The 13,018-nt window shown below is 49.6% G+C and carries 11 protein-coding genes; 9 read left to right on the top strand and 2 right to left on the bottom strand.

Features of this window, described 5'->3' with window-relative positions:
- Positions 1-4: 4 nt before the first annotated feature.
- Positions 5-1,819 (bottom strand): sensor histidine kinase, encoded by a 1,815-nt coding sequence (locus ACWA2B_RS08075; protein WP_342434794.1) that lies wholly within the window; start codon positions 1,817-1,819, stop codon positions 5-7.
- Between the two features lie 207 nt (positions 1,820-2,026).
- Between ACWA2B_RS08075 and ACWA2B_RS08080 the strand changes: the two genes are divergently transcribed.
- The 3 genes from ACWA2B_RS08080 (at position 2,027) to ACWA2B_RS08090 (ending at position 5,262) form a co-directional block, all read left to right on the top strand.
- Positions 2,027-2,908 carry a carbohydrate ABC transporter permease gene (locus ACWA2B_RS08080; RefSeq protein WP_029515990.1) on the top strand — a complete coding sequence of 294 codons (882 nt, stop codon included), beginning with the start codon at positions 2,027-2,029 and terminating at the stop codon, positions 2,906-2,908.
- Positions 2,909-3,745, top strand: a complete 837-nt coding sequence (locus ACWA2B_RS08085; RefSeq protein WP_029515989.1) for a carbohydrate ABC transporter permease — start codon at positions 2,909-2,911, stop codon at positions 3,743-3,745.
- 221 nt (positions 3,746-3,966) lie between these two features.
- Positions 3,967-5,262, top strand: a complete 1,296-nt coding sequence (locus ACWA2B_RS08090) for an ABC transporter substrate-binding protein (RefSeq protein ID WP_165148071.1) — start codon at positions 3,967-3,969, stop codon at positions 5,260-5,262.
- An 82-nt stretch (positions 5,263-5,344) separates the two neighbouring features.
- Here ACWA2B_RS08090 and ACWA2B_RS08095 read toward each other — a convergent pair whose 3' ends face one another.
- Positions 5,345-5,884 (bottom strand): dihydrofolate reductase family protein, encoded by a 540-nt coding sequence (locus tag ACWA2B_RS08095; RefSeq protein ID WP_029515987.1) that lies wholly within the window; start codon positions 5,882-5,884, stop codon positions 5,345-5,347.
- Positions 5,885-5,992: 108 nt separating this feature from the next.
- On the opposite strand from ACWA2B_RS08095, the gene ACWA2B_RS08100 reads away from it, so the two are divergent.
- The 6 genes from ACWA2B_RS08100 (at position 5,993) to ACWA2B_RS08125 (ending at position 13,018) form a co-directional block, all read left to right on the top strand.
- Entirely contained in the window at positions 5,993-6,946 is a 954-nt protein-coding gene (locus ACWA2B_RS08100) for a helix-turn-helix transcriptional regulator (RefSeq protein WP_029515986.1), read from the top strand.
- Between the two features lie 157 nt (positions 6,947-7,103).
- Positions 7,104-10,229 (top strand): DEAD/DEAH box helicase, encoded by a 3,126-nt coding sequence (locus ACWA2B_RS08105; protein WP_069010809.1) that lies wholly within the window; start codon positions 7,104-7,106, stop codon positions 10,227-10,229.
- A 20-nt stretch (positions 10,230-10,249) separates the two neighbouring features.
- On the top strand, positions 10,250-10,975 hold the full coding sequence (locus ACWA2B_RS08110; RefSeq protein ID WP_029515984.1) for a hypothetical protein: 726 nt from the start codon (positions 10,250-10,252) through the stop codon (positions 10,973-10,975).
- A gap of 151 nt (positions 10,976-11,126) precedes the next feature.
- On the top strand, positions 11,127-12,032 hold the full coding sequence (locus tag ACWA2B_RS08115; protein WP_029515983.1) for a M15 family metallopeptidase: 906 nt from the start codon (positions 11,127-11,129) through the stop codon (positions 12,030-12,032).
- 90 nt (positions 12,033-12,122) lie between these two features.
- Positions 12,123-12,680, top strand: coding sequence for a hypothetical protein (locus ACWA2B_RS08120; RefSeq protein WP_238794842.1), 558 nt, complete (start codon positions 12,123-12,125; stop codon positions 12,678-12,680).
- Positions 12,680-13,018: a hypothetical protein gene (locus tag ACWA2B_RS08125; protein ID WP_069010810.1), complete on the top strand. Its 339-nt coding sequence runs from the start codon at positions 12,680-12,682 to the stop codon at positions 13,016-13,018. The genes ACWA2B_RS08120 and ACWA2B_RS08125 overlap by 1 nt, the downstream gene beginning before the upstream one ends.

The following is a 13,018-nucleotide window of genomic DNA, read 5'->3' on the forward strand; positions in this document are numbered from 1 at the left end:
CAGATCACTCTCCCTTAATATGAATCTCCGTATGGGCTTCAGTGCGAATTTCGAGTGTGTACCGGACACCATGAGGCAGAATGTTGTCTACGCACAGGGTGTTAGAACCATCCTCCGAGTGAAGCTGAATACGCAATAGAACATTACGAAGGCCAATGGAGTCCTGCTCGCTAGTGTCTGGCTCCTCGTAGGCTTTTAGCGGACGTTTTAACATATGCTGGAGTTGCTCCAACTCGGCTTGTGGAATGTTAGTTCCGTTATTTTCCACTGTTATTTTCACAATGCCTTTCCGGATTCGGCTGCCTGTAATGCGAATTTCACCGGGCCCCAGCCGGGGATCGGCACCGTGCTTAAAGTAGTTTTCCACCAACGGTTGGAGAATCATTTTAGGCACCCGATCATTCAGGACCTCATCCTCCCACTGGTAAGTGACTTCTAATTGCTCACCGAAGCGTTCCTTTTGCAAATCAAGATATTGTTTTACATGTTCGGCTTCTTCCTTAAGTGTAACGACCGTATGGTCCCTCATATTATAGCGCAGCATTTTGGCAAGGGAAGAGAGCAGCGAATAAATTCGCGGCACCTCATGCTGTAGAGCCAGGGTTCCAATAGACTGTAGCGTATTATATAAAAAGTGAGGATTAATCTGTGCCTGAAGCGCTTTCAATTGATGTGTCTTGTTAGCCAGCTCCAGCTTGTATTCCCGCAAAATGAGGTTATTGATGGTATCCATCATCTGTCTGAAACGGCGCGACAGTATTCCGATTTCATCGTTACTCATGGCCCGAATGTCTACATCCAGTTGACCGGACTGAATCTGGTTTATGTAACGAGTCAGTCGCTTAATAGGTGCCGTGATTTTTATCGAAATCCATAACGTGGCAACAATGGCAAGTAGCAATGCTGCGCCTGTAATGACCGCATTGATCTGAGTCAGGCGGGTAGCCCGTAAATACAGCGTACGATGTGGAATTTTCTTGACGAGTGTCCAGCCTGACAAGTTGGCATCCAGCTTGCCGTACACGTGCAGTGCTGTATCATCCTCAATCACTCCGTGCTCGCCTTCTTTAGAAATTCGATTGAGCAGGTCAGATTCCTTCCAGTGTGTTCCAATTGATGCTTCTTTTCCGCTATATATGATCGTTCCGTTTCGATCGATCAAAAACAGCTCCTCTGTATCCGCATCATACAATTGACGGCAAATACTGCGCAGCGGCTCCAGATCAACATCTATAGCCAGTACCCCAAGCGTCTCTGAGGCAGGAATGTTCCGAATCGCCCGATGAAGTGTAAATACTTGCTGCTCTGTGCTGTGCTCCGCATAGGAAACCGCCGAAAAGCCGTACAAATGCTTCATATGCGTGGGCTGTATGAACAGTCCGGAAGGCCCATAATGAATAAAACCGGTAAAGGGCTCCAGCCGGAATTCCCGTAGAGGAACCGTGCTGGTAATCAGCGTAGATTGCCCGGCCTCAAAAGAATGCAAATACACCTGGTCAATGCCTGACGTAGCATTCATCATCGTTTGCAGAGTGGTGTATATTTCAGCGACGGCCCGGTAATCATCCGGAATTTTGGCCAGATTACGCAGAAAATGAGGGTCATTATAGACTCCGATGGACGCGCGATTCAAACCCTGTAAATAGTTATCCAAATTCGTAATTCCCTGAAAAATAAGCCGCTCATTTTCTTGTGTGGCCTGCTCCCGCAAGGAGTGCTTGGTGAGAACGAAGGTCATGGTCATCGACAGCAGTAGCGGCAGGGTGACCGCAATGAGCAAAAACCAGATTAGGCGAGAACGAATACTGTAAAATTTCATGCAGTGAGCTCCTTTCACAATTCAAGGCGAGCCAGAGGTCAATATTTTCCCCCTTAATGGTTCACGATCCTACGTGTTCTCGAGAGCGCTTATTCGACATAATGAACATGTGAATCGCATATCCTTACGGCCCAAACATCATACTGCTGAAAGAAAGCCGTAAAGGAGCGTTCCAGACACCAATAGACAACATAAGGGGGGATCGGTTTGAATCGCGCCAAGTCGTCGCAATGGCTACAGCAATGGATTTTTGTAGGGCCGTCGACGTTATTTTTCGTTATCATTATTGTAATCCCTTTCATGCTCGGAATGTACTATTCTTTTACAGAGTGGAATGGAGTAGCCAATCAGGCAAAGTGGGTCGGGCTGGATAATTTCAGTCACATTTTATGGAATGATGACAAATTTGGGACAGCGTTCTGGTTTACGGTCCGTTTTACGGTGGTAGGAGTGGTGGCTGCGAATATTTTTGGCTTTCTGCTGGCGTATTTTCTAACCAAACCGTTGAAAACAAAAAATGTACTAAGGACCATCTTTTTTATGCCCAATGTGATCGGAGGTCTGTTGCTGGGCTTTATCTGGCAGTTTATTTTCGTCAAGGGATTTGCAGCAATCGGAGAGAGCACGAACTTGTCCTTCTTCAATCTGTCCTGGTTGGGAGATGAGATCACGGCCTTCTGGGGCATTGTAATCGTGTTTATCTGGCAAACTGCCGGGTATTTGATGGTGATTTATATCTCTTCCCTAACCAATGTGCCCCGCGATATGCTAGAAGCAGCCGAAATTGACGGAGCTAGTCGGATGCAAATTTTGCGGTCGATTATACTTCCTTTAATCATGCCTGCCGTTACGGTTTGTCTTTTCCTGGCGATATCATGGTCATTCAAAATGTTCGATCTTAATTTGTCACTGACCAAAGGCGGTCCCTTCGGGTCCACAGAGTCGGTTGCACTCAATATTTACAATGAAGCGTTTGTGAATAATCGTTATGGGCTGGGAACAGCTAAAGCACTCATTTTCTTTATCATTGTTGCTCTGGTTACGAGCCTTCAGGTACGACTGACGAAAAGTCGGGAGGTGGAAGCGTAAATGGAAACAAGCAAGCGCTACCGCTTTGGAACATGGGCGACCGAGATAGTGATGATCCTCGTCGCATTGTTATTCCTCGTCCCGTTTTACTTTTTATTCGTGAATTCGGTCAAAAGCTTTGGTGACCTGCTCACCGATTCTGCGGCCTGGCCACAAACCTTTGTATGGAGCAACTACGCTAGAGCGTGGAGCATCACACGTTTTCCCGAAGCTTTATGGAATTCATTCGTGGTTACGGTAGTTAGTAATCTGCTGCTCGTACTGATCAGCTCAATGGCAGCTTACCGAATGGTCCGGCGTCCGACGCGTTATAATCGAGTGTTGTTCAGCCTGTTCGTAGCTGCTATGGTTATTCCTTTTCAATCGGTGATGATTCCTTTGGTCAAGGTTGTAAGTACACTGGATTTAATGAACAGTATAAGTGGTCTGGTCATCTGTTATCTGGGATTCGGAGCTCCAATGTCGATCTTTCTCTTTCATGGATTCGTCAAAGGTGTGCCAGTCGAGGTGGAAGAAGCAGCTACGGTGGACGGCTGTACGCCTTACGGAGTGTTTTTCCGAATTGTGTATCCGTTGATGCTGCCGATGATGGTAACTGTTATTATTTTAAATACGCTCTGGATTTGGAATGATTATCTCCTGCCTTCTCTGGTACTGCAAAAGGCTGAGCTGCGCACGATTCCGATTGCGACCTATGCCTTTTTCGGACAATACACAAAGCAGTGGGATTTGGCTTTGCCTGCTCTGGTGCTGGGCATCTTGCCAGTCATCGCATTCTTTCTGGCTATGCAAAAATATATTATACAAGGTATTATGGCGGGTTCGGTCAAGGGTTGAGTGTGGGATGAGCTGAAAATGTACACGGTGTGCCACTCCGCAAACGAGGGTGCTTACCATCGCTGTTAGCCTCCAGATTTCCCTGAATAAACGAATAAAGGTGGGAATCTAGAGACAAAGGCGAGCGCTATCGCTTGTTCAGCACCATTCCGTTAGCTCCGTTTCCACATGAATTTTTCGAGTTCATCTGGTATGAATTTAGAATAGAAAGGAACATCAAAATGAAAACGCATACTTTTAAAAAGAAAGCTCAAGCATTAATCTTGCTTCTCGCGGCCTTTGCCCTGGTTTTGGCAGGTTGTAACAGCAGTGGCGGACAAAACGCAGGCAAAGAGGAAGTGAAGGAAAAAACCATTCACATTTTTCAATTCAAGGTAGAGATTGCAGAAGCGCTGAACCGCATGAAGGCGGAATACGAAGCGTCTCATCCAGGGATCAAGCTCGATATTCAGACCGTGGGCGGGGGCAGTGATTACGGAGCGGCTTTAAAGGCGAAGTTTGCTTCCGGGGAGCAGCCGGATATTTTTAACGTCGGCGGTTACCGCGAGCTGGATACGTGGCTGGAATATTTGGAGGACCTGTCTGACCAGCCTTGGGTTGGGGATGTGGTCGATGTCGCCAAAGAGCCGATGACCAAAGACGGCAAGCTGTATGGTCAGCCGATGAATCTGGAAGGATACGGCTTTATTTATAACAAGGATTTGTTCAAGAAGGCGGGGATTACGGAGACCCCTAAAACATTGTCCGAACTGGAGGGAGCTGCACAAAAGCTCCAAGCCGCTGGGATTACTCCATTTTCTAATGGATATCAGGAGTTTTGGGTGCTGGGCAATCATTTGCTGAACGTGGCATTTGCCAATCAGCCAGACCCTTCGGCCTTCGTTAAGGGACTGAATGATGGAACTGCAAAGATTCCGGGCAACGCTGTATTTGCCGAGTGGGTTAAGTTGTTCGATCTGACACTGAAGTATGGGAATACGAAGCCGCTCACGACTGATTACAACACGCAGGTAACGAACTTCGCCACTGGAAAGGCTGCCATGATGCAGCAGGGGAACTGGACTCAAGTCCAAATTGATGGAATTAATCCGAAGCTGAATCTGGGTATTTTGCCTATGCCGATTGGTGAAGACGCAACAGCCGGAGATAAGCTGTTTGTAGGTGTCGCCAACAACTGGGTGGTTAATAAAAATTCGTCTGTCAAACCCGAGGCGAAAGAGTTCTTAAACTGGATGGTAACATCCGAGCAGGGTAAAAAGTATATCACCAAGGAATTCAAGTTTATTCCAGCGTTCAAGAGCATCGAAGGGGCAGAGGCTGATATGGGCCAATTGGGTGCTGAAGTGGTGAAGTACAGTAAGGAAAACAAACTGCTGGGCTGGTTCTTTAGCCGCTATCCTGAAGGAGCACAGCAAGAATTCGGAAGTCAGATGCAAGCCTATGTGGCAGGTAAATCGGATGCTGGGAAGCTATTCGATGATTTCCAGAAAACATGGGAAAATTTGAAGACTAAATAAGAACAAAAGCACGCGATAAAGCCTTCGTATGTCAGGGAAATTGCATGATCCTGAACATACGAAGGCTTTTTTGCAAAATTAATTATATATGGTAATGGAGAAGAACAATATCCCCGCGGCGTTCTATTTCTTGGAGTTCAAACGTACTTGGTAGTGTTCCCTCTGGAAATAACGGTATCCCTTGTCCAAGCACTTTGGGAATGATCGCAATGATAGCTTTCTCCAGCAGTCCAGCTTGTAAGAAGGCCTGGACTAACTGGCCTCCACCGACTAGCCATACCGCACCTTCCGATTGTCCTTGTAGACGTGGAACCAGTTCAGTCAGAGCTTCGTCCGTAAATGTAATATGTGGCGCCTGCTGTTGCTCCGTTAATGCTCGTGTGAGCACATAGCATGGCTTTCCAGCATAAGGGAAATCATCTGAGAGCTTCAATACTTCCTCATACGTCAGTCTGCCCATCAGCACCGTACCAACGGTATCGTAAAAGTCGGCATATCCATTGTCCCCACCATCCCCTTTAACATCATACAGCCAGTCCACCGAACCGTCCGGCAAAGCGATATACCCGTCGAGACTCATGGCAATATACAGCACAACTGCGTTTGATTTCAAATCCTTCATAGTGTTCATTCACTCCTTTCTATATCCTAATGTTACAATGTATTTATGACATCGTATGTCGTAGTTAAACGGTCATTTTAAATTAATTTTTGATTAGAGGGGTACCTTATGAACGAACGCAGAATTGCTCTTATGAGGATACTGGATTCCCGAAAAAAATATACGGCGCGTGAGCTGGCTGAACGTTTTGGTGTCTCCGTCAGGACGATACAGAGAGATCTCGACTATTTGCAGCAGACCGGATTACCCCTTTATACCGAAATGGGTCCTCATGGCGGGTATCGGGCACTTCCCAATCGGCTTCTTCCTCCCCTTCATCTTGCTCGTGACGAGGCCTTGGGTCTTTTTCTCATGCTGCAACTGTTGGAGAACATTCCAGATATCCCTTTTGGCTCAGTTCGTGAGCATTTATCCGAGCACTATTATGCCGAACTTCCACAGGATGTGCAGGACAGCATCGATCAATTAAAGGAGTACATTTCTTTTCGTATGCTACCTACTCACGCAGAGTCACCCTACACCTCAATCATTTTGGAGGCTGCGCTGAATAAGCGCCGGGTGAACATGCATTACCGCTCCGCTTCCGGGGCAAAGTGGACTCAGGTATATCCGATTGGACTGTATTTTGATCACGGATATTGGTACATGCCAGCGTATAGCAGAGACCGCATCATTTTGTATCGTTCAGATCGGGTGATCACAATAACGATGCTGGACGACACCTTGGACACCCTTCCTACACTTCAAGAATGGTTGGCTTCGGAGGATTCCCGTATAGGAATTCCGTCCAAAATAAAATTTACCGCATTGGGTGTCAGGCTGGCCGGATCAGATGCCCTCTTCCAAAATGTTTCCCATCAGGAAGGGCAGGCTCAGGAATGGCAGGGATATATTCCGGTCGAAGAGTTTAGATATGTATCCCGACTTTTGCTAAAATACGGGCCAGAGGCCGAGGTCGTATTTCCCAAAGAACTGCGTGTACAGGTCAAGCAACTGTTGCAAGACAGCCTGAACCCTTATCTGAAGGATGCAAAAGCGGATGATGAAGAAAAAGACAATTAATCCTGTAAATTGATTCTCTTATTTATAGTTAACCACATGAATATTTAAGGTTATTGACTTATGACTTTCCATTTATTTTTGTGATAAAGTTTTGAAAAGAGCCCGTTTTCGTATATGATGAAGAGTAATAATTCAAAAGGCTGGACGGGAGACAGATATGAATCAACCGCTTTATGGGATATGGCTCGGAGATGTGTTTTTTTGCTTTTCTGGTGAGACGTCGGAACCACGTATCGATGCGTGGAGCAGTGTAATTCGCAGGCTGACGCTAAAGGGAGACCTTCGGCCGTTTCGGCAGGCTGCGTTGCGCCTTGCCGAGGTACGAATACCGAACACTGCTCGTGTGGAAACCGCGGGCAGAGGTGGCAAAAGACGTTCCATGCTGGGGCGTACATTGGAGGGCTTGGCGCTGGAACCGCGCGAGACGATGGCACTGCTGACCCGCATGGACGAGAAGGGCTGTGCGGCATCGGGCATTACGCTGGGCGAGGAAATGCAATATTGGCAAAAAGCCGCTTATTTTGCGCTAGAGCTGATGCAGCGGGGCGAAATTACGCCATCGCTTACAGAGGCGCGTCCATCGGGACCGCGTCGTCGCGGTCCGGAAGCGGCTGTCGGGGTGTGGATTCCTCGTCTGTATCAAGAGGAGGACATACGCCGCTTTCATGAGCTGGCTGCTGCAATGCCGGCTGTTTGTATGGCGGCTCCTGCCGTTTTCGCGGGTAAGGAGCCTGAAACACGCGAGGATGCAGCCGGAATCGTGCTGTACTCCTTCTTGTGTGCGGTCATCCATGCGGAAACGACCGCGGTGTTGGCAGCATCAGACCGTGAGCTGGGACGATATCGTGCAGAGTATCGGCGCGGAGGATCGCCGCTGACAGAGCTATGGTGGAACAGTCTGCTGACAGGTTCCCGCCCGGTGGCGATTCAGGGAACGCCCGCGGAGATGGAGGAGCTGGTTCTCCAAGCGTCCTCTCTTAAGGGAAGCGCAATGCCTGTCACGGAGCGGGAAGACAAGGAGCCGATAGAAGGGCAACTGCGGTTGTGCCTTCGTTTGGAGCCTTCGCTGGAAGAGAGTGTGAAGGAATGGCGCATTACCTTTTGGGCAGAAAGCGATGCTGAGCCGGGGTTGCGACTGCCTGCTCTGGCACTGTGGGCGCATCCTGAACGCGATCTGGTTCGCGGCGGAATTGTATATCGTCAAGTGCAGGCGCAACTGCTAATGAGGCTCGGACAGGCTGCTGAAGCGGCACCTATATTGCAAGAAGCGTTGAACCGCCCTTATCCCGAAGGGCTGACACTGGAGCCGGAGATGTTCTTCCGCTTCCTGACGGAAGCCGTTCCCGCATTACAAAAGAACGGTATTACCGTGCAAATGCCTTCACGCTGGAGCCGGGAGGGCCGAAGACGTGCAGGCTTGCGGCTCAAAATGCGTTCGACAGAGCAGGGTGCCAAGCCGGATGGTGTGATTGCCGATACATCGACTGTCGGCATTAACCGCATGATTTCGTTTGATGCCGAGGCTGTGCTGGGTGATACAACTTTGACGATGGAGGAACTGGAAAGCATTGTCGCCGCTAATTTGCCGTATGTACGTCTCGGAGGGGAATGGATCGAGGTCGATCCTAAGGAAATTCGTCAGGTGCTGCGCTTTATCAAGCGCGGTGAGAACGGTGAGATGAGCTTGTCCGAATGGATGCATCTGGCCGCAGAAAATGAAAGTGCAGGCGAGGCCTCATGGAAAGGCTTGTCCATCTTTGGCGCGGAATCCGCCGGATTGCTTGCGTCTTTGGCTGAGGGCGGCGTACTTCGTTCGGTAGAGCCGCGACCTGTGCCAGAGACGCTGCACGGCGCATTACGGCCCTATCAAGAGCGCGGCTTTCAATGGCTGGCCGCGATGCGTGGATTAGGTTTTGGCGTCTGCCTTGCGGACGATATGGGGCTTGGTAAAACGATTCAGGTCATCACCTGCCTACTCGACGGTGGCATCGGCGCAGATGATCAACGTCCGGCGTTGATCATCTGTCCAACGTCCTTGCTCGGCAACTGGCAGCGCGAGTTGAAACGCTTTTCACCGGATTTGTCACTGTATATTCACCATGGAAACCAGCGACTCCACGGCGAGCTGTTTCAGGAAAGTGTACGTGAGTATGATATCGTCCTCACTACCTATCATTTGGCGGGACGGGACGGTAGCGATTTATCTGCGGTATACTGGTCCTCCATCGTGTTGGATGAAGCGCAATATATAAAAAATGCACGAACAAAGCAAGCACAAAGCGTCATGAAGCTGTCTGCTCCACATCGGATTGCCATGACGGGTACCCCGGTAGAGAATCGGCTGAGCGAGCTGTGGTCTATTTTTCAATTCCTGAACCCAGGTTACCTCGGTACGGCGTCTTCATTCCGCCAACGGTACAGTCTGGCGGGAGAGGAGCGGGGGTCTGCGTTGCGTGAGCTTCATCGCCTCGTCTCCCCGTTCATGCTGCGTCGACTCAAAAGCGACCCAGATATACGCAAGGATTTGCCGGAGAAGCTGGAGTTGAAATCCTACTGTGTACTGACACCAGAGCAGGCCGGATTGTATCGGGGCGTAGTGGATCAATTATTGGGAACACTGGATGGGCAGATCGGTATAGCTCGCAAAGGGCTTGTTCTGTCTTCACTGACCAAGTTGAAGCAGATTTGTGACCATCCGGGTCTGATCATTCCGGGTCGGGCTGATAGTGGTAAAACGCAAAACTCGGGCAAAATGGAGCGACTGCTGGAATTGGTAGAGACGATTCGCGAGAACGGCGAATCGGCGCTGATATTCACCCAATATGTGTCGATGGGAGAATTGCTGGTCTCCCGTTTGGCCAAAATCTTCGGGGAAGAGCCGTATTTTCTACATGGAGGACTGGCGAAAACCAGACGGGATGAAATGGTTCACAACTTCCAGCAGGGAGAAGGGCCGAATATATTCGTACTTTCCCTGCGTGCAGGTGGTGTGGGCCTGAACCTGACACGTGCCAGCCATGTCATTCACTATGACCGCTGGTGGAATCCTGCAGTGGAAAATCAGGCGACAGACCGCGTATTCCGTATTGGTCAAAGCCGCAATGTACAAGTGCACAAGCTGATTTGTCAAGGTACACTGGAGGAGCGAATCGACGAGCTGATCGAGAGCAAAAAGGCACTTTCCGAGCAGGTTGTCGGCTCCGGTGAACATTGGCTCACCGAAATGTCTGATGATGAATTGCGCGGTCTGATAGCGTTGCAAAATGATGTATGGATTGAGTGAGCAGAGAAAGGATGAAGGCGATGACGAGGCCGCGAGTGAAGCTGAAAGTAACTGACGGTCAATGGATAGCGGAATTAGACAGAAATGGCTTGGAAGGCGAATCAACGGGTGTACCTTCCGCACATGCTGTCCAATGGATGGGTCCAGCGCCTGTACTAAACCCCGAACAGCGAAAGGCATGGCTGGAGCAGCTAAAAGCAGATCCTTTGGACATCTACCGCTTTTTGCAAGGGAAAACCTGTCTATCGCTGGATGAGATCGTTCAGCTAGCAGCTGAGACAGCCACTTCCAGCATGGAGGATGGCGTGGGTGTAGTCGACGATGTGAAGAAGGCTCTTCAGACCGGGATGGAAAGCGAGCCGCAGACCTGTCTGGAATTGATCGGAATGACGCGGGAAGAGCTGCTGGAGTACGTATTCAGTGCTTGGGCCGGAGAGTTATCTCATGTGCAGGGGACATCCCCCGCGCTTGAGTCTACCTCGCGGCCGGAAGGCGGACGCAGTGGATCGGCTGCGATTAGCGAATGGATTGCCGAGTCAGCGGCAGAAGGAGCATTACATCGTCCCGGTGCAGGTTTTCATGCGATTGAGATTCATCTGCCGCAGAAGCTTGTTCCTAAGAAGGAAGCGGATATTACGGCTTTGCTGCCGGGTTTACCCCGTGCGGAAGAGGCATTGAAACTCATACGTGAACGGGTAGCCGAGCGGGCCCGAGCTGCAATTCCGCAAAAACGTCATACTCCGTAACAATTCGGGTATATACTTCCTTTTTCGAGTCTATTCGCCTTCATCGAACGGGATAACGGCTTCGAAGAGTGTCCAAAGTTCAGTTACAATGGGGGAACGGAAAAGTCACTGCAAGTCATGTATCAATTGCAATATTGGAGGAGATACCAGCATGAAACGACATATACAACAGACGCGCACATCTCAGCGATGGACCAAAGCGCTCATTCCAGGGCTGATCCTGCCAGGGCTATTACTGGCAGCCTGCCAGCAGGGAGGATCAGGTGGACAGGAAAGCGAGCCGTTAAAGTCATCTACAGCGGTACAGGAGAATGTGCAGCCTTCCACCCAGCCGGATGCGGGCAATGGTAGCACTAGTGCTGGACAAGCCTCTGCGGGTACAGAAAGTGGACAAGCCGACCCAGTGATGGCGTTGCGGAGCCAGAGTGCGCTGCAAGCCACGGTTAAGGAAGAGGATGGAACCGCGATTGTCACCAATGCGACTTCGGATACAGTCGTTGTGAACAAAAAGCGCAGCTTGCCTGTGGGCTATGTCCCAGACGACCTGGTGGAGCCGCAGGTGCAATTTTCCTTCGAGGGACCGCACGAAAAGCGGCATTTGCGTAAGGAAGCGGCAGAGGCACTGGAGAAGCTGTTCGACGGTGCGAAAAAGGACGGCATCGAGCTGCGTGCGGTATCGGGATACCGTTCCTATAAGCGTCAGGTGTCTATTTTCGACAACAATGTAAAGACAAAGGGACAGGAATATGCCTCTAAAGTCAGCGCTGTACCGGGTACGAGTGAGCATCAGACGGGATTGTCCATTGATGTATCCAGCCCAAGCGTAGGTAATGCGCTGGAGCAATCCTTCGGAGCTTCCAAGGAAGGCGAATGGTTGGAACAACATGCACCGGAATACGGATTTATTATTCGTTATATGAAGGGTAAGGAAGATGTGACCGGCTACGTGTACGAGCCTTGGCATATCCGTTATGTGGGAATAGACATTGCGGAGGATGTAGCCAAGCAGGGGATGACGCTGGAGGAATATTTCGACGAGAACAATATCAAGCTGTAGCAGCTAAAATCAAGCCGTAATCCTAGGGATTGCGGCTTTTTGTCGTGTTTTTCTTCCAAATTGAACCTTTTCAAGGTAGAATCTCGTATAGTGATCAACGACAGAAGCGCTTTGATTTGTTGCAAACCTCATGACAGAAGCGTACAGGAAGGGAAGGGAATCATCATTTATTATTCATTAACGTATCGCGAATGGTCGGAAGACACTCAAAAGGAACTGCGCAGCCTGACACGGGAATCCGTATCGGGAGATGAGCTGTTTCTACGCAAGCTTGTAGACGCTACGCGTCTCCATGACAAACTATGGTCGCATATCTCGAATGAAAGTGAGGAACATACGGATCATTCCGTCTATGTGACTGAATTTACAGGGGAACGTGCAAAGCCTTACGGTGCGTCTATCACAGACCTCGTGCTTGCCAGTGAGGGAGGTTACACTTCCACATACAGTGCAATGTACTGGATATGGCATGAACCTGCATTCCGTAGTATGGATCAGCGGGAAGGTTCGGTATTTACTTTGGAGTTGGCCCAACGGCTATTAGATCACTATACAGTACTGGGTGGCAAAACATATGAATTTATATATTCGGTACTGGACCCTCAGCTGAAAAAGGTACATCTGTTTGTGAAGGAGGTCGATCTGTGATGGAGCATTCTTGGGAAAAAATGAAATCCAAGCCCGGCTCTCGTACACGGATGGCGGCCTTTGCCCTGATGTTGGCTGTCCCGGCCGCTCTGACGGGTTGCGGTGACGACGAGTATTATGACTGCGATGAGCTTCCTATATCGGAACAAACGGCGTGTCGGGATTCAGGCAGCAGTGGGTATTACTATGGCGGATCGACTTATTATAGTGGAGGCTCCTCATACCATAGCAGTCGTTCTTCTTCCAGCTCATACCGCAAAAGCTCATCCTCATCTTCCAGCTCACACAGCGGTTTTGGCAGCAGCGGCTCACGCAGCGGCTTTTTCTCTGGGGGTTAA

The organism is Paenibacillus sp. CMM36 (assembly GCF_053570945.1).

Bases quoted from the DNA above. Each gene is read 5' to 3' on its own strand.
- ACWA2B_RS08075 (WP_342434794.1), bottom strand. From the start codon at position 1,819: ATGAAATTTTACAGTATTCGTTCTCGCCTAATCTGGTTTTTGCTCATT.
- ACWA2B_RS08085 (WP_029515989.1), top strand. From the start codon at position 2,909: ATGGAAACAAGCAAGCGCTACCGCTTTGGAACATGGGCGACCGAGATA.
- ACWA2B_RS08090 (WP_165148071.1), top strand. From the start codon at position 3,967: ATGAAAACGCATACTTTTAAAAAGAAAGCTCAAGCATTAATCTTGCTT.
- ACWA2B_RS08095 (WP_029515987.1), bottom strand. From the start codon at position 5,884: ATGAAGGATTTGAAATCAAACGCAGTTGTGCTGTATATTGCCATGAGT.
- ACWA2B_RS08100 (WP_029515986.1), top strand. From the start codon at position 5,993: ATGAACGAACGCAGAATTGCTCTTATGAGGATACTGGATTCCCGAAAA.
- ACWA2B_RS08105 (WP_069010809.1), top strand. From the start codon at position 7,104: ATGAATCAACCGCTTTATGGGATATGGCTCGGAGATGTGTTTTTTTGC.
- ACWA2B_RS08110 (WP_029515984.1), top strand. From the start codon at position 10,250: ATGACGAGGCCGCGAGTGAAGCTGAAAGTAACTGACGGTCAATGGATA.
- ACWA2B_RS08115 (WP_029515983.1), top strand. From the start codon at position 11,127: ATGAAACGACATATACAACAGACGCGCACATCTCAGCGATGGACCAAA.
- ACWA2B_RS08125 (WP_069010810.1), top strand. From the start codon at position 12,680: ATGGAGCATTCTTGGGAAAAAATGAAATCCAAGCCCGGCTCTCGTACA.